Annotated in this window: 16 protein-coding genes; 14 read left to right on the top strand and 2 right to left on the bottom strand. The window is 39.8% G+C overall.

What is annotated here, in order from left to right; translation table 11 throughout:
• Nucleotides 1–580 precede the first annotated feature (580 nt).
• The 13 genes from rny (at nt 581) to hfq (ending at nt 17,292) form a co-directional block, all read left to right on the top strand.
• Nucleotides 581–2,146: a ribonuclease Y gene (rny, locus tag ACOZ9X_RS09215; RefSeq protein ID WP_066393834.1), complete on the top strand. Its 1,566-nt coding sequence runs from the start codon at nt 581–583 to the stop codon at nt 2,144–2,146.
• A 352-nt stretch (nt 2,147–2,498) separates the two neighbouring features.
• Entirely contained in the window at nt 2,499–2,759 is a 261-nt protein-coding gene (spoVS, locus tag ACOZ9X_RS09210) for a stage V sporulation protein SpoVS (RefSeq protein ID WP_010193268.1), read from the top strand.
• A gap of 355 nt (nt 2,760–3,114) precedes the next feature.
• Entirely contained in the window at nt 3,115–4,857 is a 1,743-nt protein-coding gene (locus ACOZ9X_RS09205) for a 2-oxoacid:acceptor oxidoreductase subunit alpha (protein ID WP_191753568.1), read from the top strand.
• Between the two features lies 1 nt (nt 4,858).
• The gene (locus ACOZ9X_RS09200) at nt 4,859–5,725 is read left to right on the top strand and encodes a 2-oxoacid:ferredoxin oxidoreductase subunit beta (protein ID WP_423417919.1); all 867 of its coding nucleotides are present in this window, start codon (nt 4,859–4,861) and stop codon (nt 5,723–5,725) included.
• A gap of 307 nt (nt 5,726–6,032) precedes the next feature.
• Nucleotides 6,033–7,073: an L-threonine 3-dehydrogenase gene (gene tdh, locus ACOZ9X_RS09195; protein WP_423417918.1), complete on the top strand. Its 1,041-nt coding sequence runs from the start codon at nt 6,033–6,035 to the stop codon at nt 7,071–7,073.
• Between the two features lie 24 nt (nt 7,074–7,097).
• Nucleotides 7,098–8,273 carry a glycine C-acetyltransferase gene (locus ACOZ9X_RS09190; RefSeq protein WP_205727263.1) on the top strand — a complete coding sequence of 392 codons (1,176 nt, stop codon included), beginning with the start codon at nt 7,098–7,100 and terminating at the stop codon, nt 8,271–8,273.
• Between the two features lie 228 nt (nt 8,274–8,501).
• The gene (gene miaB / locus ACOZ9X_RS09185; RefSeq protein WP_423417917.1) at nt 8,502–10,022 is read left to right on the top strand and encodes a tRNA (N6-isopentenyl adenosine(37)-C2)-methylthiotransferase MiaB; all 1,521 of its coding nucleotides are present in this window, start codon (nt 8,502–8,504) and stop codon (nt 10,020–10,022) included.
• Entirely contained in the window at nt 10,022–10,456 is a 435-nt protein-coding gene (locus ACOZ9X_RS09180) for a RicAFT regulatory complex protein RicA family protein (protein ID WP_066393841.1), read from the top strand. The genes miaB and ACOZ9X_RS09180 overlap by 1 nt, the downstream gene beginning before the upstream one ends.
• A 441-nt stretch (nt 10,457–10,897) precedes the next feature.
• Nucleotides 10,898–11,470 carry an outer spore coat protein CotE gene (gene cotE, locus ACOZ9X_RS09175; protein WP_137789601.1) on the top strand — a complete coding sequence of 191 codons (573 nt, stop codon included), beginning with the start codon at nt 10,898–10,900 and terminating at the stop codon, nt 11,468–11,470.
• Nucleotides 11,471–11,574: 104 nt separating this feature from the next.
• Nucleotides 11,575–14,166, top strand: a complete 2,592-nt coding sequence (gene mutS, locus ACOZ9X_RS09170) for a DNA mismatch repair protein MutS (RefSeq protein ID WP_423417916.1) — start codon at nt 11,575–11,577, stop codon at nt 14,164–14,166.
• Between the two features lie 14 nt (nt 14,167–14,180).
• Complete coding sequence (gene mutL, locus ACOZ9X_RS09165; RefSeq protein ID WP_423417915.1) at nt 14,181–16,064, top strand: DNA mismatch repair endonuclease MutL; 1,884 nt, start codon at nt 14,181–14,183, stop codon at nt 16,062–16,064.
• A 9-nt stretch (nt 16,065–16,073) separates the two neighbouring features.
• The gene (gene miaA / locus ACOZ9X_RS09160) at nt 16,074–17,024 is read left to right on the top strand and encodes a tRNA (adenosine(37)-N6)-dimethylallyltransferase MiaA (protein ID WP_423417914.1); all 951 of its coding nucleotides are present in this window, start codon (nt 16,074–16,076) and stop codon (nt 17,022–17,024) included.
• Between the two features lie 31 nt (nt 17,025–17,055).
• Nucleotides 17,056–17,292: an RNA chaperone Hfq gene (hfq, locus tag ACOZ9X_RS09155; protein WP_066393852.1), complete on the top strand. Its 237-nt coding sequence runs from the start codon at nt 17,056–17,058 to the stop codon at nt 17,290–17,292.
• A gap of 77 nt (nt 17,293–17,369) precedes the next feature.
• On the opposite strand, the gene ACOZ9X_RS09150 is transcribed toward hfq, so the two are convergent.
• Nucleotides 17,370–18,350 carry a tyrosine-type recombinase/integrase gene (locus ACOZ9X_RS09150; RefSeq protein WP_423417913.1) on the bottom strand — a complete coding sequence of 327 codons (981 nt, stop codon included), beginning with the start codon at nt 18,348–18,350 and terminating at the stop codon, nt 17,370–17,372.
• A 103-nt stretch (nt 18,351–18,453) separates the two neighbouring features.
• On the opposite strand from ACOZ9X_RS09150, the gene ACOZ9X_RS09145 reads away from it, so the two are divergent.
• Complete coding sequence (locus ACOZ9X_RS09145) at nt 18,454–19,032, top strand: YhcN/YlaJ family sporulation lipoprotein (protein ID WP_423417912.1); 579 nt, start codon at nt 18,454–18,456, stop codon at nt 19,030–19,032.
• Between the two features lie 134 nt (nt 19,033–19,166).
• Here ACOZ9X_RS09145 and ACOZ9X_RS09140 read toward each other — a convergent pair whose 3' ends face one another.
• The gene (locus ACOZ9X_RS09140) at nt 19,167–19,790 is read right to left on the bottom strand and encodes a YitT family protein (RefSeq protein ID WP_423417911.1); all 624 of its coding nucleotides are present in this window, start codon (nt 19,788–19,790) and stop codon (nt 19,167–19,169) included.
• Nucleotides 19,791–19,967: the final 177 nt, after the last annotated feature.

Below are 19,967 nucleotides of genomic sequence, written 5' to 3'. Positions count from 1 at the left end.
TTTTTTCTATTCTCACCATCTGCAAGTTGATTGTAGCGTAAGGTTGCCTGCCACATGAGGAGCTTCTCGCAAGGCATGCGACGAGGAAGTTCACTCATCAGTATAAACTCGAAGACGCAGGAGCAGAGAGACAGCCTTGAAGCGGTCAGGTGGAGACTCCTAATGGCGCAAAGCGGCAGGAGGCTCACCGCACGCCCCGTGGAAAGCGAGCAACCTTGAGCGGAAATCAACACTTTCAAGAGCAACAAAGTCTAAAACAGCCTTTTTTTCAAAACGAGCAATCTGAATCGAAAATAAACTACTTCCAAAAACAGCGATGCATAAGGAAATAGCTTTTTAAAATAGCGGATTTGACAGGCAAAATATGCTCCTTGCTATTTTTAGAGCAAGCAATTATTATAGAAGATTGACTCTCTTGACAAGCCTTTAGCACACCTATAAAATGAAGATATATTTTGATTTCTTATGAAATTAAAAGATATGTATAGAATTTGTACGACATGAATGGTGCACAGCACATGTAAGACGATTGACGCCAAAAATGCAGTATGAAAAGCAGAAAGCAAGAGGAGGTGGGAATATGCCAAGTTTAGCAGTATTCATCTCCAGTTTGCTTGTCTCACTAGGTGTCGGTGCTATTGTCGGATATCTTGTTAGGAAATCAATTGCTGAAGCGAAGATTTCAAGCGCAGAACGAGCAGCTGCGCAAATTGTTGAAGATGCAAAGCGCGATGCTGACGCCAGCAAGAAAGAAGCGCTGTTAGAAGCAAAAGATGAAATCCATAAGCTACGTACCGAAGCTGAACGCGAAATTCGCGAACGTCGAAACGAGCTTCAAAAACAAGAACATCGATTGGTTCAAAAAGAAGAGATCCTAGACAGAAAAAGTGAAACTCTTGACAAAAAAGAGGAATCTTTAGAACGACGTGAGGAGTCTCTCACCAAAAAACAGCGACAAATTGAAGAGATTGAAAGCAAAGTGGAGGAATTGCTAGAAGAACAACAGCGAGAGCTTGAGCGCATTTCCAGCATTACCAGGGATGAAGCCCGCCAAATTATCATGACGGAAACTGAGAACGAGATGACACATGAGTTGGCGATGATGGTAAAAGAGATGGAGAACCGTGCGAAAGAAGAAGCGGACAAGAAAGCAAAAGAAATTCTTTCCCTAGCTATCCAACGCTGTGCAGCCGATCACGTAGCAGAAACTACAGTTTCTGTAGTAAACCTTCCTAACGATGAAATGAAAGGAAGAATTATTGGACGTGAAGGGCGAAACATCAGGACGTTAGAAACGTTAACTGGAATTGACTTAATTATTGATGATACTCCAGAAGCCGTTATTCTGTCAGGTTTTGATCCGATCCGCCGTGAAATTGCACGTATGGCTTTGGACAAGCTTGTACAGGATGGAAGAATTCACCCTGCACGAATTGAAGAGATGGTTGAAAAATCACGCAGAGAAGTGGATGAGTATATCCGCGAAGTAGGAGAACAAACAACATTTGAAGTTGGTGTTCACGGACTACATCCTGATTTGATCAAGATTCTTGGACGTTTGAAGTATCGTACAAGCTACGGTCAAAACGTACTAAAACATTCAACAGAAGTGGCTTACTTAGCTGGATTGATGGCAGCTGAAGTAGGAGAAGATGTACATCTTGCTAGACGAGCTGGATTGCTTCATGACATCGGTAAGGCGATCGATCACGAAGTAGAGGGCAGTCACGTAGACATTGGTGTTGAACTTGCTACAAAGTACAAAGAACACCCAGTAGTAATCAACAGCATTGCATCTCACCACGGAGACACTGAAGCAACTTCAATCATTGCAACTCTAGTTGCAGCAGCAGATGCACTTTCTGCTGCAAGACCAGGAGCTCGCCGGGAAACACTTGAAACGTATATCCGCAGACTTGAGAAGTTAGAAGAGATTTCAGAATCATTTGATGGTGTTGAAAAATCTTTTGCGATCCAAGCAGGCCGTGAGATACGTATTATGGTTAAACCGGATATGATTGATGATGTAGCATCATACCGACTAGCACGTGATATTACGAAAAAGATTGAAAGTGAACTGGATTATCCAGGTCACATTAAAGTGACAGTCATTCGTGAGACTCGAGCAGTTGAATACGCAAAATAAACAAACAAAGCGGTAGGAGATCAATCCTACCGCTTTTTTATATGGGAAAATGTCTTAAACTAGTAAGAGGCATGATGTTTTCGAACAAAGGAATCAGAAGAGATGATACACATAAACATAAACATGTGTTTTAGTAGTAGGTAATAATTGTTTTTTTTTTTCGGAAAAACCACATTTTGGTTTGAAAGAACTTTGTTAAGGGTACTAGAATACCGGGGTTTATTCATAGGGCTGCTGCTTTAGCAAATCAGCATAATAGAGAGAGAATGCACAATTTTGTTTCGGCAGGAATACAAGCCTTAATCAATGAATATAGTAGAACAGGTATCTATCCTGAAGGAGGTTCAAAACAATGGAAATATTAAAAGTTTCAGCAAAATCTAACCCCAACTCTGTAGCTGGTGCACTTGCCGGTGTTCTCCGGGAACGTGGAGGCGCTGAAATTCAGGCAATCGGAGCAGGTGCATTAAACCAAGCTGTTAAAGCAGTAGCTATCGCACGAGGTTTCGTAGCACCGAGCGGAGTTGACCTCATTTGTATTCCAGCATTTACAGATATCTTAATTGATGGGGAAGAACGAACGGCCATTAAACTAATTGTTGAACCGCGCTAATTAAAGTGAAACCTGTTTGCTCACCAAAAGAGCAAGCAGGTTTTTAGTTTTGTAGACTTATTTTCTTTTTAGTAGGTCTTGCAAAGATTAAGAGAAGGAAATGCGGAAACATATATAGAATTCTAAGAGAGTACCAAGCATTTTAAAGCGCTTTCTTTTACTTACATTTTTTGTAATAGTATGAATTTTGCTAGGCGAATACTTGCATTTTTATGAAGTTAAGTCTAGAATTGTAGACGTTTAGTACATAATTTAAGTAAACGTGATAATGCGCGTTCAACACAACATGAAACCATACTAAATCAAACTATTGATTGAAAAATTTAACGTTTGGGTTACTGAAAGGGTGGAGTACATGATTGATCAACTTTCTTGGAAAGTTGGCGGACAGCAAGGTGAAGGAATTGATAGTACAGGGGAAATTTTTGCGATGGCACTTAACCGCCAAGGCTACTATCTGTATAGCTATCGACACTTTTCTTCCAGAATTAAAGGCGGTCACACCAACAATAAGATTCGTGTAAGCACGAGTGAAACCCGTTCGATCTCTGATGATCTTGATATTTTAATAGCATTCGATCAAGAAACGATCGATGTAAATGTACATGAGCTTCGTGATGGAGGAGTCGTGATTGGAGATTCAAAATTCAATCCTACTGTTCCAGAGGACCTTAATGTTAGATTATATTCGGTACCATTTACAGAGATTGCAAGTGAACTAGGCACATCTCTTATGAAGAACATGGTTGCAATCGGGGCGACTAGCGCTGTTTTAGGTCTTCCCGTAGAAAGCTATTTAGAAGTTGTTGAAGAGATTTTTGCTCGTAAGGGAGCAAAAGTAGTAGAAAAGAATATGGAAGCTATCCAAAAAGGCGCAGACCGTTTCAATGAATTATCTGGTGGCCAGATCGATGGATTTCAATTAAATAAAGCGGACGGCAAAAAGAGAATGTTCATGATTGGGAACGATGCGATCGCTTTAGGATTCGTGGCAGGAGGCGTACGATTCATGTCCGCTTATCCGATCACGCCGGCATCTGAGATCATGGAATACTTGATCAAAAAATTGCCAGAGTTTGGCGGTACGGTTATTCAGACAGAAGATGAGATCGCTGCTTGTACGATGGCGATCGGCGCGAACTATGCAGGTGTTCGTACGATTACATCGTCAGCAGGACCAGGTCTATCCTTAATGATGGAAGCATTAGGTCTATCTGGGATGACAGAAGTTCCTTTAGTAGTTGTAGACACACAGCGTGGAGGTCCATCTACGGGACTGCCTACAAAACAAGAGCAATCTGATTTGATGGCGATGATCTATGGTACTCATGGTGAGATTCCAAAAGTGGTTATGGCACCAAGTACTGTTGAAGAAGCATTCTATGACGCTGTTGAGGCGTTAAATATTGCAGAAGAATATCAGATTCCTGTTATCTTACTTACAGATCTTCAACTTTCTCTTGGGAAGCAATCGGTTGAGCCATTAGATTACAGCCGTGTTGAGATTCGTCGTGGTAAGCTTGATCCAAAAGAAGAGCTTCCTGATACAGACGATAAAGATGGGTACTTTAAGCGTTATGAAGTAACGGAAGACGGTATTTCTCCTCGCGTGATCCCGGGTATGAAGAATGGTATCCACCATGTAACGGGTGTTGAGCATGATGAGACAGGAAAGCCTTCAGAAGTAGCAGCAAATCGTCAGAAGCAGATGGATAAACGACTGCGCAAGCTTCAAAACCTGCGTTTTAACGTACCGGTTGTCAAACAAGCTCCTCATGAAGAAGCTGATATTCTTTTAGTTGGGTTCAATTCAACACGAGGAGTGATCGAAGAAGCAATCCCTCGTTTAGAAGCAGATGGCTTAAAAGTCAATCATGCTCATATTCGTTTGATCCATCCGTTCCCTGCCGATGAGATGAGATCGATGATCGACAAAGCGAAGAACGTAATCGTAGTCGAGAACAACGCGACAGGACAGCTGGCGAACATCTTAAAAATGAATGTTGGACAGCATGAGAAGATTAAGAACTTGTTAAAATATGATGGGAATCCTTTCTTGCCATCAGAAGTTGTCATGAAATGCAAGGAGCTGGTTTAATATGGCTACATTTAAAGATTTTCGTAACAGCATCAAACCGAACTGGTGTCCAGGATGTGGAGATTTCTCTGTACAGGCCGCTATTCAAAGAGCAGCTGCAAATGTAGGTTTAGAACCAGATAACCTTGCTGTTGTATCAGGAATTGGCTGTTCTGGACGTATCTCAGGGTATATCAAATCTTATGGATTCCATGGGATCCATGGCCGATCGCTGCCGATCGCACAAGGTGTTAAAATGGCAAACCGTGATCTGACTGTTATTGCTTCAGGTGGTGATGGAGATGGTTTCGCGATCGGAATGGGTCATACTGTTCATGCGATCAGACGAAACATCGATATTACTTATATTGTTATGGACAATCAGATTTATGGTCTAACAAAAGGACAGACATCACCTCGATCTGATGTTGGTTTTAAAACGAAGAGTACGCCAGAAGGATCTGTAGAGTCAGCGATCGGAGTTATGGAACTCGCTTTAACGGCTGGAGCTACGTTTGTCGCTCAAAGTTTTTCAACTGACCTAAAAGAGTTAACTTCCATCATCGAGGCTGGTATCAACCATAAAGGCTTCTCATTGATCAATGTTTTCTCTCCATGTGTGACATACAACAAAGTGAACACCTACGACTGGTTTAAAGAGCATCTCGTATCTTTAAGCACGATCGAAGGTTATGATTCTTCAAACCGTATGATGGCTATGCAAACTCTAATGGAAAACAAAGGTCTTGTAAAAGGCATCATCTATCAAGATAAGGTAAAACCTTCTTATCAAGATCTTGCCCATGGATACAGCAAAGAAGCACTTGCAAAAGTTGATCTGAACTTACCTGAAGAAAAGTTCAATGAATTGATGTCAGAATTCATGTAAGAAACAGCCCTTCTCCTTAAAATGTGGAGAGGGGCTTTTTTCTTAGTTCTTTTCGTGATTTAGCTATAGAATGACTATCTTTTCTTCTTATGAAAGTTAATCAAAGCGACCGACCTGGAACGGAAATAAAATCCATTGGTGTGCACCAATCTATACGAAAAAAGCTTTTATGAAAAAAATTCTTTAAATTTTTTTTGGCATCCGCGAATGTCCGTGTGGGATGGACACAGCTCTTTACCTTGTTGTTCAATCCATGTACAATTATTGATGGAATTGATTATTAAGGTTTACAGTGAGGGGTGTTTCTGTGCAAGGAAAAATGAAAGCAATAGTTAAGCATCATGCAGGTTATGGAGCGAGATTAGAAACAGTAGATATTCCTGAAATAAATGAAAGTGAAGTATTGATCAAAGTTAAAGCGACTTCGATCTGTGGAACGGATGTTCATATATACACATGGGATGAATGGTCACAGAGTCGTGTGAAAACGCCATATGTGTTTGGACATGAGTTTTCAGGAGTTGTTGAAAAAGTTGGAAGCGCTGTTACAAATGTCTCTGTTGGAGATCATGTATCAGCTGAAACACATATAGTTTGTCATTCTTGTCCACAATGTCTAAAAGGGCAGTTCCACATCTGCAAGAACACAAAGATTATCGGTGTTGATACTCAAGGGTGTTTTGCAGAGTATGTAGCAATGCCATCCGAGAACATCTGGAAAAATGATCCTAAGATGCCGTTTGAGCATGGATCGATTCAAGAGCCTATGGGAAATGCTGTTCATACTGTGTTAGCTGGTGATGTTGCTGGTAAAACAGTGGCTGTCATCGGATGCGGTCCGATCGGTGTTATGGCGGTTAACGTTGCAAAAGCAGCAGGTGCAAGTCAGGTAATCGCTATCGATCTGAATGATTATCGTTTAGATCTTGCTAAAAAAGTAGGGGCTACAGAAGTGATCAACCCTAAATCCACCGATCCAGTTGATACAGTGATGAATTTAACGGATGGAAATGGTGTGGATGTTGTTTGTGAGATGAGCGGTCACCCAGTTGCGATTCACCAAGGATTTAAGATGATCACAAACGGTGGGCGTGTTTCAATCTTAAGTCTGCCTGTTAAACCTGTTGAGATCGACTTAACGAACGATGTAGTATTTAAGGGTGTTACTGTTCAAGGAATTACGGGAAGAAAAATGTATGAAACATGGCAACAGGTTTCAGGGCTTTTACAGTCAGGAAGCATGCATCCTGAAACGATCATTACTCATACACTTCCACTTGAAAAGTTTGAAGAAGGCTTTGATCTCATGATAAAAGGAAATTGCGGAAAAGTAGTTCTTATTCCTTAAAATCGAAAGGGGCAAAACATCGTGATGAAAGGTTTTGAATACCTGCAAGAAGAATTGGACCATATGAAAGAAGAAGGTACGTTCAGAAAGCTTGTACCACTAGAATCAGAGCAAGGATCAAAAGTTGTGATCAATGGAAAAGAAGTAATCCAGCTCTCTTCCAACAACTACTTAGGTCTTACGAGTCATCCTAAGATGAAGGAAGCAGCTCTAAAAGCTGTTGAAGAATTTGGAGTTGGTACAGGTTCTGTGCGTACGATTGCCGGAACTCTATCCATGCATGAAGAATTTGAAAAAAAACTAGCTGAATTCAAGCACACAGAAGCATGTCTCGTCTTCCAATCTGGTTTTTCAACGAACCAAGGAATTCTTTCTGCCATTCTTACAGATCAAGATGTTGTTATCTCAGATGAGTTAAACCATGCATCGATCATTGATGGTATTCGTTTAACGAAAGCGAAAAGAAGAATCTACAAACACGTTGATCTAGAAGATTTAGAAGCAGCGTTAAAAGAGACGCAAGAATTCAGAAAAAGAATTGTCGTAACAGACGGTGTTTTCTCAATGGACGGTAATATTGCGCCTCTTCCTGGAATCGTAGAACTGGCTGAAAAGTACGATGCCCTCGTTATGGTAGACGACGCACATGCGAGTGGTGTATTAGGTACGAATGGCCGCGGTACGATCGATCATTTTAACTTGAACGGCCGTGTTCATATTCAGGTAGGAACGTTAAGTAAAGCTATTGGCGTACTTGGTGGTTATATTGCCAGCACGCAAACGTTAAGAGACTATCTGATCCATAAAGGCCGTCCGTTCTTGTTCAGCACATCGCATCCGCCTGCAGTTATCGCAGCGAGTTCAGCGGCGATCGACGTTTTAGAAGAAGAGCCAGAACACATGGAAAGACTTTGGGAGAATACGAAGTTCTTTAAAGCGGGATTAAAAGAACTAGGGTTTAATACAGGAGTTAGTGAGACACCTATCACACCAGTACTTGTGGGTGATGACGCGCTTGCGCATAAACTATCGGATACGTTATTAAAATATGGGGTATTCGCTCAAGGTATCGCATTCCCAACAGTAGCTAAAGGAAAAGCTCGCGTACGAACGATCGTAACCGCTCAGCACACGAAAGAGGAGCTTCAAGCTGCATTAGATGCATTTGAAAAAGCAGGAAAAGAATTAAATATCATTTAGTTACTTATAAAGTTGACTTTAAAGGCGCACTAGTAAGCTTTTAAAGTCAACTTTTTTATTAAGTAGAAAATAACGCATCTTAAATAAACCATAATATTATTATGTAAACTAAACCGATTACAAGTTTAACTATAATCCAATTTTTGATATAATGTTACAGTTGGATGAAATACTAGAATTACGTTGAACGGATGACCTAGCAGTAAGGCAGTAAGGAGTGAAGATGTCTTGGATACTAAGAAAGACAATCAAGAAGTAAAGACGAATAATAAAGAAAGAGACTACTCACAATACTTTCAATCTACGTATGCACCGCCTTCTTTAAAAGACGCAAAAAAGCGTGGTAAAGAACAAATACAAATTTTAAAAGATTTTTCGATTCCGGAAAATCTAAAAAATATTGGTGTTGGCAAGAAGTTTTATATTCGTACGTACGGTTGTCAGATGAACGAGCATGATACAGAAGTTATGGCAGGAATTCTGAATGAGATGGGTTATGAAACCACATATTCTACGGAAGATGCTGATGTAATCCTTCTTAATACATGTGCCATTCGGGAAAATGCAGAGAACAAAGTATTTGGTGAACTAGGTCATTTAAAACATACAAAAGCGAACAACCCTAATCTTCTGCTAGGAGTTTGCGGATGCATGTCACAGGAAGAATCTGTCGTAAACCGTATTCTTTCTACGTACCCACAAGTTGATATGATCTTTGGAACTCATAACATACATCGTCTGCCACAAATTATTGAGAACGCATTATTCTCAAAAGAGATGGTTGTGGAAGTTTGGTCTAAAGAAGGAGATATCGTTGAGAACCTTCCTAGAAAGCGTAAAGGGAACGTTAAAGGCTGGGTTAACATTATGTACGGCTGCGACAAATTCTGTACATATTGTATTGTTCCTTACACACGAGGAAAAGAACGAAGCCGTTATCCGCAAGATATCATCGAAGAAGTAAGGCAGCTTGCGAGAGAAGGCTATAAGGAAGTCACCCTTCTTGGTCAGAACGTGAATGCATACGGCAAAGATTTCGAAGATCTGGAGTATGGCCTAGGTGATCTAATGGATGAGATCCGTAAGATTGATATTCCTAGACTTCGTTTTACGACAAGTCATCCTCGAGATTTTGATGATCGATTGATCGAAGTTCTCGCTAAAGGTGGAAACATCGTAGATCATGTACATCTGCCTGTTCAACACGGAAACAGCGATGTACTTAAATTGATGGCTCGTAAATACACTCGTGAGCATTATTTAGAGCTTGTAAACAAGATAAAAGCAGTGATGCCGAATGTTGCCTTAACTACGGATATTATTGTTGGGTTTCCGAATGAGACGGAAGAACAGTTCCAAGAGACGTTATCACTTGTTAAAGAAGTGCAGTATGATGCTGCGTACACGTTTATCTATTCACCTCGTGAAGGCACTCCAGCTGCAAAGATGCAAGATAATGTTCCGATGGAAGTGAAACGAGAACGTCTTCAGCGACTGAACGCTATGCTAAATGATATTTCGTTAGAAAAGAACAAAGCATACGTTGGTAAAGTTGTGGAAGTGCTAGTTGAGGGAGAAAGTAAAAAGAATCCTGATGTACTAACAGGTCACACGGGTTCCAACAAAGTAGTAAACTTTAAAGCACCTAAGCACTTAATAGGAGAAATTGTCAAAGTTCAGATTACCGATGCGAAAACATGGAACCTTGGCGGCGAATGGGTAGAAGAAAAATCAGAGGTGGTAGGCTAATGAGCACATATACAAAAGAAGAGATCTTGGGAAAAGCAAAAGAACTTGCAAAAATGATCGCAACAACTGATGAAGTTGATTTTTTTAAAAAAGCAGAAGCTCAGATCAATACGAATTCAAATGTAGCGAGATTGATGGGACAGATTAAGAATCTACAAAAACAAGCTGTTAACCTTCAACATTATCAAAAGCATGAAGCATCAAGAGAAGTAGAAGAAAAGATCGATGCTCTGATGGCTGAGCTTGATAGCATTCCAGTTGTTCAAGAGTTCAAACAGTCACAAAGCGATGTGAATGATATCTTACAGATGGTTTCGCATACGATCTCAAACAAAGTTACGGATGAAATCATTGAATCAACGGGCGGAGACCTTTTAAAAGGTACAACAGGCTCTCAAGAAGGATGTTCTCCGGGCGGCTGCGGCTGTCACTAAACAAAAACGCGATGTCTCTTACAGGCATCGTGTTTTTTTAGTGTGATTACCACGTATATCTGACGTTTCGCGCATACCTATAGAGGTATGAAGTAATTGCAATCCAGAAGTTTTGGTGTGGAATCCAAACGTTTATGCTGTTTATCCACGAGTTTCGGCTTTCAATCCAAAAGTTTTCTCCTTTTATCCACGAGTCTACAAACCTCGACAAATTACACGGCCACCTGACGTCCTATAGACTCACATACCTCTTAAAGCGGATTATCCTGGCTCAAACATCCCTAAATAATTTCACGTACCGTTCACCATATATAATATTTTGAGAACATTGGACAACAAACGCCCATATACTTAGACTAATTGTGTTTCGTATAAATGAAGACACAATAGGCATCCGCCCAGCATATACTGTATGGAGATTGGTAGAGGAGGGATTCATGTATGTCAAGACGCGTAGAACAAGAGCTGACTTACAGAGAAATCATCACAAAAGCGGTCTGCGGCAAAGGGAGAAAATTTTCTCAGGCAACGCATACCATTGCACCGAGTCATCGTCCGAGCAGCATTTTAGGATGCTGGATCATTAACCATGCATATAAACCGAAGCGGAATGGTGAAGCAGTAGATGTAGAAGGAAGCTATGATATCAACGTGTGGTATTCATACAATGATAATACTCGTACGGAAGTCGTAACAGAGACCATCCATTTTGTAGACAAAGTGGATCTTAGTGTAAGAGATAAGAATGCGCTAGGCAATCAATATGAAGTTACGTGCCGCGCACTTCAAGAACCCAATACGTTAGAAGCGACGATCTCTCCGAACGGAAATAAAGTTATCGTTCAAGTAGAAAGAGAGTTCGTTTGTGAAATTATTGGGGAAACAAAAGTTTGTGTATATGTGAATCCAGACGGCTTTGATGATGAACAGACAAGAGACTGGGAATATGATGTGGAAGATGAGAATTTTGAAGATCTGGATCCGAACTTTTTAATAGGTGATTTGGAAGAATAATAAACGGGGAGAGAGCTTCCCGTTTTTTTCATGCAGAGAAAACGATAGATGCTTTGAATTATGTTATAATAGCGACATTGAAATGTTATGAAAAAGGTGAAATTATGGCTCAATATACTCCAATGATACAACAATACTTATCAATAAAGGCAGCTCATCAGGATGCCTTTTTATTTTTCCGTCTAGGAGATTTTTATGAAATGTTTTTTGAAGATGCTGTTCGAGCATCTCAGATCTTAGAGATCACACTAACAAGCAGAGATGGCGGCTCACAAGATCGAATTCCGATGTGTGGGGTACCATATCATTCGTCCGCGGGTTATATAAAAACATTAGTTGAGAACGGACATAAAGTAGCTATCTGTGAACAAGTAGAAGACCCTAAACTATCTGTCGGGGTAGTGAAACGTGAAGTCATCCAGATTATTACGCCAGGAACGGTTATTGATGACCATCTTCTTCATGATAGAGAGAACAATTTTCTTGTATCGATAGAAAAGGAAAATGATTCTTATGGATACGTTCTTTGTGACCTTTCAACAGGTGAGTTGAAGGGATATACATATGAAGGAAATCAGTTATCGTTCATACAATTGCTCTTAAGTCACGGTGTAAAAGAGATCGTTGGAAACAAAGAATTGTACGATGCTTGGACGAACACAGTTATGCAGACAGGACAAGCTTCGGTTTCTATTCAGGAAGAGAGTTCTGTAGACAGTCAGTTTGATCATCTTGTTCAGGCGATCTCAGATCCTGTTTTATTACGATCTATAGGACGGTTGTTCCACTATCTAACTCATACGCAAAAGCGATCTTTTCACCATATAAAAGCGGTGGAATTTCAGCAGAACGATAAAAGGATGAAGCTCGATGCGTTTTCAAAACGTAACTTAGAATTAACAGAATCCATACGAGCAAAAGGTAAAAAAGGTTCACTATTGTGGCTGTTAGATGCCACGATGACAGCAATGGGTGCTAGAAAGCTTAAACAATGGGTGGAAGAGCCTTTGTTCGTAAAAGAAACGATCGAGAAGCGGCTAGAGCTCGTTGAAAACTTAATCGGAGAATTCTTTACTCGTGAAGAGATCAAAGAACAATTGAAGTCTGTTTATGATATGGAACGGTTGATAGCAAAAATATCTTATGGAAACGCTAGTCCAAGAGATCTTGTACAATTGAAAAGATCTCTGTTCAGTGTTCCGGTCTTAAAAGAAAAGATCAAGAGTATTGAAGGGAAATATGCACTCGAGCTTCATGCGAAGATGAATGAACATAAAACACTCGCAGACTATTTAGATTCTGCCATTCATGATGATGCACCTATCCATATTAAAGAGGGTGGACTCATCAAAGCAGGTTACAATGAGCAGCTTGATCAATATAAAGATGCGAGTAGCAACGGCAAAGCATGGATTGCATCTCTTGAGCAGCAAGAAAAAGCAGCTTCAGGGATTAAGTCCCTAAAGATTGGTTTTAACAAGATCTTTGGTTACTATATCGAGGTCACAAAATCTAATCTTTCACAAGTGCCAGATCGTTATGAAAGAAAACAGACGCTTGCGAATGCTGAAAGATATGTTACTCCAGAACTGAAAGAGAAAGAAAGGATCATCTTAGAAGCGGAAGAGAAGATCTCAGGATTAGAATATACACTCTTTTTGGAAGTAAGAGAATATGTAAAGCAATTTATTCCGGGACTGCAAGAACTTGCGTCAGCCATTTCTGAACTCGATGTTATGCAATCTTTTGCAGCGATCAGTGAGCAGTATCGTTATGTAAGACCGACCGTTTCAGAGGATGGAATCGTAAATATTGTAAACGGCAGACATCCTGTTGTTGAGAAAGTGATGGATGCACAAGAATACGTTCCTAATGACATTGTTCTAAATAACGATAGAAACATGCTCCTTATAACGGGACCAAACATGGCTGGTAAGAGTACGTATATGCGCCAGTTAGCACTTACGGCTGTTATGATGCAGATCGGTTGTTTTGTTCCAGCAGAGAGTGCTGAACTTCCAATGTTTGATCAGATCTTCACGCGTATTGGAGCGGCTGACGATCTAGTGGGCGGACAGAGTACGTTCATGGTCGAGATGCTAGAGACGAACTTTGCCCTAACGAGTGCTACTGAAAACAGTTTGATTCTTCTAGATGAGATCGGCAGAGGAACTTCCACGTATGATGGTATGGCATTAGCGCAATCCATCATCGAATTTATTCATGAAGAAATAGCTGCCAAGACACTCTTCTCTACTCATTATCATGAGCTTACCGTCTTAGAAGAGTCTCTTCACTCACTAAAGAATGTGTTTGTAAGTGCAGTTGAAGAGAACGGCAGTCTTGTATTCCTGCATAAAGTCATTGACGGACAAGCAGATAAAAGTTTTGGTATCCAAGTGGCTGAGCTTGCTGAACTTCCAGAACCTGTGATCTCTAGAGCAAAAACGATTCTACAAACCTATGAAAATCAAGAAAAACGAGAGGTGCTTTCCATTCAGGAAGTATCAGCTACTAAAGAAGAAGTTCTTCAAGAAAGTCAGTTGAGTCTTTTTGTTAAAAAAGAGGAGACGACGAACAGAAGTGACAATAAAGAACAAGAGTTGATCAAAGAGTTAAGAAGTTTAAATGTATTAGAGATGACTCCTCTCGATGCGATGAACGCGCTATATAAACTGCAAAAAAAAGTGAAATAAAGGAGGCGTGACGAATGGGCAAAATTGTACAGCTAGATGAACATCTATCCAATAAAATCGCTGCTGGTGAAGTTGTAGAACGCCCAGCCTCTGTTGTTAAAGAACTTGTCGAGAATTCAATCGATGCGAACGCGACGAGAATAGAGATCGAAGTTGAAGAAGGTGGGTTATCACTCATTCGTGTTCTAGATAATGGCGATGGAATCGAACCGGAAGATTGCGTGCTCGCTTTTAACAGACATGCGACGAGTAAGATTAAAAGTGAACAAGATTTAATCCATATTCGTACCATGGGTTTTAGAGGGGAAGCATTACCGAGTATCTCATCTGTCTCTCAAGTAGAACTTAAATCATCAACAGGCGAGGGACCTGGTGCTTATCTATTTATTGAGAACGGTAGGATCGTTAAACAGCAACAGACGAATAGCAGAAAAGGAACTGATCTGACTGTTCGTAACTTATTCTATAACACACCAGCTAGATTGAAGCATGTGAAGACCATTCAAACAGAACTAGGCACGATCAGTGATCTAGTAAACAGGCTTGCTCTGGCAAACCCAGATGTTTCTTTTCGCTTAAAACATAACGGAAAAGAGCTTTTGCACACTTCTGGTAACGGAAACCTGCTGCAGATCATTGCATCTGTTTATGGGATACAAACTGCCAAAAACATGATCTCAGTCTCTTTTTCCTCATTAGATTATGAAGTTACAGGCTATATAGCAAAACCTGAAATAAACCGTGCGTCTCGTCAGTATATGTCCTTCTTTATGAACGCTAGATATATTAAGAACTATGCACTATCAAAAGCTGTACAGAATGCTTATCACACATTCCTGCCGATCGGACGTTTTCCGATCGCTATTCTATCCGTTAAGATGGATCCGACAATTATTGATGTGAACGTACATCCATCCAAACATGAGGCAAGGTTGAGTAAAGAAGCGGAACTAGTCCAACTCGTTGAAAACGAGCTCAGAAAAGTGATCAGAAATCAGCAGTTGATCCCAGATGTTCAGTTTAAGAAAAAAGAACAAAGAGAAAAAGATCGAGAAGAACAGCGTTCATTTACTTTCGATTACCAAAGAAACACAGAGGTCGTTCACACGGATATAAAAGCAGATATAGAAACAGCACAAAGTGAAAACCGGTCCAGTATGATTTCAGATGATGCTGAATCTTCTTTTATCAGAGAGACTTCACATGAAGATACTGAGATTGAAGAGGGTGTGGTGGATTTACTACCAAATTCTGAATGGAATGAAACACCTGTAACGAGAGTGGATGACCTTCAACAGACTGATGTATCTGTTGATAAAATTCCGGTTATGTATCCGATCGGACAGATGCATGGAACTTATATCCTTGCTCAAAATGAGAACGGATTGTACCTCATTGATCAACATGCTGCACAAGAACGCATTAAGTATGAGTATTTCAGAAAAAAAGTGGGACAAGTGGACCGAGAAGTTCAGCTTTTAGCAGTTCCCTATACGTTTGAGTTCACCGGGAGTGAATCTGCCTTTTTAGAGAGTCACTTAGAGACTCTCGGCGAAGTGGGTCTGTTTTTAGAAACCTTTGGACAGAATACTTTTATCGTAAGAGAGCACCCGCAATGGTTTCCGAAAGGATATGAAAGAGAAATCATGCTTGATATCATCCAGCAGGTACTTGATCATAGAAAGGCCGATCTTGAAAAATTAAGAGAAGATGCAGCGATCATGATGTCGTGTAAAGGTTCGATTAAAGCTAACCATCATCTAAGGAATGATGAGATCTTTGCTTTGTTAGAGTCTTTGAGAACATCAGAAGATCCATACACATGTCCGCACGGCAGACCGATAACAATTCATCTATCAACATATGAACTAGAGAAGATGTTCAAAAGAGTGATGTAGGAGTAAACGATGAAGGAAAAATTAGTAGTGATCGTAGGCCCAACGGCTGTTGGAAAAACAAAAACCAGTATCGAACTTGCTAAAGCGATCGATGGTGAGATCATAAGCGGCGATTCTATGCAAATCTATAGAGGTCTTGACATCGGAACCGCCAAGATTACTGAGGAAGAAAAAGAAGGCATCCCTCATTATTTGATCGATATTAAAGATCCAACAGAATCATTTTCAGTTGCAGAGTTTCAGAAGCTGGCGAGGGAACGAATAACAGAAATAAATCAAAGAGGTAAGGTTCCGATACTTGTAGGGGGAACGGGGTTATACGTTAGAGCTGTCACGCATCACTATGAATTCTCTGAAGCAAGCAGAAATAGTGAGATGCGAGACAAGCTTCAACGAAAGTCAGAGGTCGAAGGCTCCGACGCTTTGCATGCAGAACTGCACAAAGTAGATCCACAGCGTGCGAAAGAGATTCATCCGAACAATGTACAGCGGGTTATCAGAGCGCTGGAAATCTACTATACGACAGGGAATGTCCCCTCTGCTGAACAAGGAAAGAATATGGGCGATGAGGAATCTCTTTACCAATTAGCTTTAGTTGGGTTAACGATGAATCGAGAGCACTTATATAAACGCATAAACGAAAGAGTGGACCTTATGGTTCAACAAGGCGTAATAAACGAAGCAAGAATGCTTTTTGAACAAGACATAACGAACAGTCTGGCCGCTAAAGCGATAGGCTACAAAGAGTTTTTCCCCTATCTTTCTGGGGAAAGTACGTTAGAAGAAGCGATCACTTTGTTAAAAAGAGACTCCAGGCGATATGCAAAAAGACAATACACATGGTTTAGAAATCAGATGGATGTAGAATGGTTCAGCATGGAAGAAGATCCCTTTCACAAAAAATTTCAAGAAATTCAGCACTTTGTTGAAGGGAAATTAGAAATTTCCGAGAATGTATAAGGGTAATGCCCAAAGAGGAGGATCTGTTCACATGAAGCAATCAATCAATTTACAGGATCATTACTTAAACCAGTTACGTCGCGAAAACATTTATGTGACCGTATATCTGCTGAATGGATTTCAGCTTAAAGGTTTAGTGAAGGGGTTTGACAACTTTACGGTTGTTCTAGAGGCAGAAGGAAAACAGCACCTCATTTACAAGCATGCCATTTCAACGTTCACCCCACACCGAAATGTCGATTTGTCTTCTGCAAATACAAATGAATAAAAAAACTCTCCCTATCGACCTTAAATAAGGTTGATAGGGAGTTTTTAAATAGTACACATATATTTGTCTATTTTTGTTTAGCTTTTTTTCATTTCAGTTGTTTCTAAATAGGCTTCATAGCGATTTAGAGTCAGATTTGATTTTAATCCAAACCATAATTGAACGTCTTCCTCAGATTTTCCTTCTTTTAAAAGGTTTAAGATGGCTGTTCTCCTTAAGTGCTGAGAGCTGATTCCTTCTCTGAGTCCAGAGCGCCGGATCTCTTGCCTAAGCATCTTCTGGATAGCGATAACTGTTAATGGTTTGGGTTCATACTTTCCATAATCAAACCGATACGTTCCTCTTTGATAATCAAACGCGATAAAGAAACGATCAGAAGAATAAGTTCTTGGCCGGATGCTTTCAGGGATATCTTCTTTGTATTCATATAACAGTTGGTGTGTCTCATCTTCAAGTGAGATCAGTCTTGTTTCTTTTTTGTTGATCACGGTTAATTCTTGTTGTGTGAAATGAACATGTTTCATTTCTATATTGGTGATTTCTTGCAGTGTGATGCCATAGCGGTAGAGAAGGGAAAGAATCGCTTCATTTCTTTTGATCAAGAGGTGTCTATATTTTTGTTGTTTCTCCGTCAATCCCTCATAGGAAGATAACGTTTGAAAAAGTATTTTATATTCCTCATCTGAAATAAAATCCTCATCCTTGAATTGAGTGTCTTCTCTAAGAGTTTGCTCCAGTTCAGAAAAAGGGTTCGATGCAATCTTTCTATTAGCATAGAGGAAGGAAAAGAGACTTTTAATAACGGTAAAAACCCGCTTGGTAGTAGCGGTTTGATATTCTCGTTGTTCTGAAAGAAATAGAAAATATTCATTTAATATCACAGCATCCAAGTGCTGTATAGTTTGTAGATCGTCGTTATCCCTCATCACTCTAACCCATGCAAAAAAATCTAAAAGATCATAATAATATCGCTTAATCGTGCTCTTCGTTCGATCTTTTTTCTGTAAGTGAACGATATATGAATCGGCATATTCGGGTAAGTGTGGATATTCTTCCATAATTGCCTCCTATAACCTCTTTTTCCCATTATAACAAAGCGTCTTTTTTTTTGCATATTTCTACAAAGTCCAATGGAAACTATGGAAAAAAGGATGGTTAGCTATGTGGAAATTAGGAATGCTCGTACTATCTTCAGTTCTCCTCTTAACTGCGTGTTCAGGCAAAACAGGTTCGGGAGATGAAACCCTCGATACTGAGCAAGTAAAATATGATACATCAGAACGAAAACCGAATACACAGATAGATTCACCGTTAGTTGTAGAAAAGTCTTACGAAGTTCATCAATCAAAAGATCTTGTTCAGCTTGCGGAAAAAGTAAACGGTGTGGATAAGGCTTATGTGATTGTAAGTGGTATATATACACTAGTTGGAATCGTTCCCTATGAGCCTGTTTCACCAGGTGAAGAAAACGACCAGCTGCGCAAAGCGGTTTATAATGGATTAAAAGGAAATGCACATGGGAGAAATGCAGCCATTACAACCGATCCAGATAAAATAGAGCAGATCAAAAGGTTAGGAAACACGGCGTCACATAGCAAAAATGACTCCAAAAGTGGCGTATATAATGAGCTTGGAATTCTAATTGGAAAAATAAAGCCATTAAAAGGGCAGATGAAATCCACTGAGAGGAAAGACATGCATGAAGAGGATACATCCATTCGAAATGATCTTTACGAATAAGAAATATTTTATTTCCTAAGCAAGCGCAGAAAATGACAGAGATAGACAACAAGTTAACATAATAATTAATATGTTAACAAAAGGAAGTATAGAAGAAATAAAAAAAGAGCATTCTCCATCATTGGAGAATGCTCTTAGTTGTTTTGAAGTGATTCTGAATCAGAAGGTTGATACTCGACTTCTGACGGTTTGACCGTGCTTTTTAATCTTCCCGTTAAGAAGGAAGCGACAGTGATTGCAATGATTGAAATTAACGCATTTTTAAATCCAAACATGACTACAGCAGATGACACAATAATAAAATCTGTAACAAACAAGGATATCCCTCGATTAATGTTAGATTTTTGTTCTAAGTAAAGTGCGAGAATGTGTATGCCACCTAATGATGCTCCTGAATTTAATACAAAACTAACACCTATGCCTATCAGACTTCCTGCGATGATCGCAGCAGCGACCGGTGAGATTAGTGGAAGCGTAAGATAATCCATCAGATCTGAGATGGCAGAGATGAGTATAATGCAAAGAAACGTCAGAAGTGAGAAATTCCAACCCAGTTTTTTAATCGACAGAATAAAAAAGGGTAAGTTTACAATTAGGAATAGAATGCCCCATGTCCAATTCGTCATGAATGAAACAAGTGTAGCGATCCCTGCTGTTCCGCCAAACGTTAATGTGTGTATGTTTAATAATTTGATGCCAATCGCTGTTAAAAACAATCCGATTAGTATTAACAAGCTTTTCTGCAGTTTAATATGCATGATTTCTTCGTCCATTTCATTCGTACTTTTTTCACAGTATTTAACATAACACGAAAATCTTGCATACTTGAGTATTTTTATTCATCTGAAAATAGAAAACGCTTACAATTCAGTTGATACATATTCATTCTAAAAACAAAGCTTGTCTTTGTAGTAGATCATAAGACTTCAACATAA

The organism is Fictibacillus nanhaiensis (genome assembly GCF_049537595.1).
In the GTDB taxonomy this organism is placed as follows: domain Bacteria; phylum Bacillota; class Bacilli; order Bacillales; family Fictibacillaceae; genus Fictibacillus; species Fictibacillus nanhaiensis_F.
Note: the sequence above shows the minus strand (reverse complement) of the source record. Positions and strands in the feature narration are given on the sequence as shown.

Excerpts from the sequence above, each read along its gene's own strand:
- rny (WP_066393834.1), top strand. The coding sequence starts at position 581 with ATGCCAAGTTTAGCAGTATTCATCTCCAGTTTGCTTGTCTCACTAGGT.
- spoVS (WP_010193268.1), top strand. The coding sequence starts at position 2,499 with ATGGAAATATTAAAAGTTTCAGCAAAATCTAACCCCAACTCTGTAGCT.
- ACOZ9X_RS09205 (WP_191753568.1), top strand. The coding sequence starts at position 3,115 with ATGATTGATCAACTTTCTTGGAAAGTTGGCGGACAGCAAGGTGAAGGA.
- ACOZ9X_RS09200 (WP_423417919.1), top strand. The coding sequence starts at position 4,859 with ATGGCTACATTTAAAGATTTTCGTAACAGCATCAAACCGAACTGGTGT.
- ACOZ9X_RS09190 (WP_205727263.1), top strand. The coding sequence starts at position 7,098 with ATGAAAGGTTTTGAATACCTGCAAGAAGAATTGGACCATATGAAAGAA.
- ACOZ9X_RS09180 (WP_066393841.1), top strand. The coding sequence starts at position 10,022 with ATGAGCACATATACAAAAGAAGAGATCTTGGGAAAAGCAAAAGAACTT.
- cotE (WP_137789601.1), top strand. The coding sequence starts at position 10,898 with ATGTCAAGACGCGTAGAACAAGAGCTGACTTACAGAGAAATCATCACA.
- mutS (WP_423417916.1), top strand. The coding sequence starts at position 11,575 with ATGGCTCAATATACTCCAATGATACAACAATACTTATCAATAAAGGCA.
- mutL (WP_423417915.1), top strand. The coding sequence starts at position 14,181 with ATGGGCAAAATTGTACAGCTAGATGAACATCTATCCAATAAAATCGCT.
- miaA (WP_423417914.1), top strand. The coding sequence starts at position 16,074 with ATGAAGGAAAAATTAGTAGTGATCGTAGGCCCAACGGCTGTTGGAAAA.
- hfq (WP_066393852.1), top strand. The coding sequence starts at position 17,056 with ATGAAGCAATCAATCAATTTACAGGATCATTACTTAAACCAGTTACGT.
- ACOZ9X_RS09150 (WP_423417913.1), bottom strand. The coding sequence starts at position 18,350 with ATGGAAGAATATCCACACTTACCCGAATATGCCGATTCATATATCGTT.
- ACOZ9X_RS09145 (WP_423417912.1), top strand. The coding sequence starts at position 18,454 with ATGTGGAAATTAGGAATGCTCGTACTATCTTCAGTTCTCCTCTTAACT.
- ACOZ9X_RS09140 (WP_423417911.1), bottom strand. The coding sequence starts at position 19,790 with ATGCATATTAAACTGCAGAAAAGCTTGTTAATACTAATCGGATTGTTT.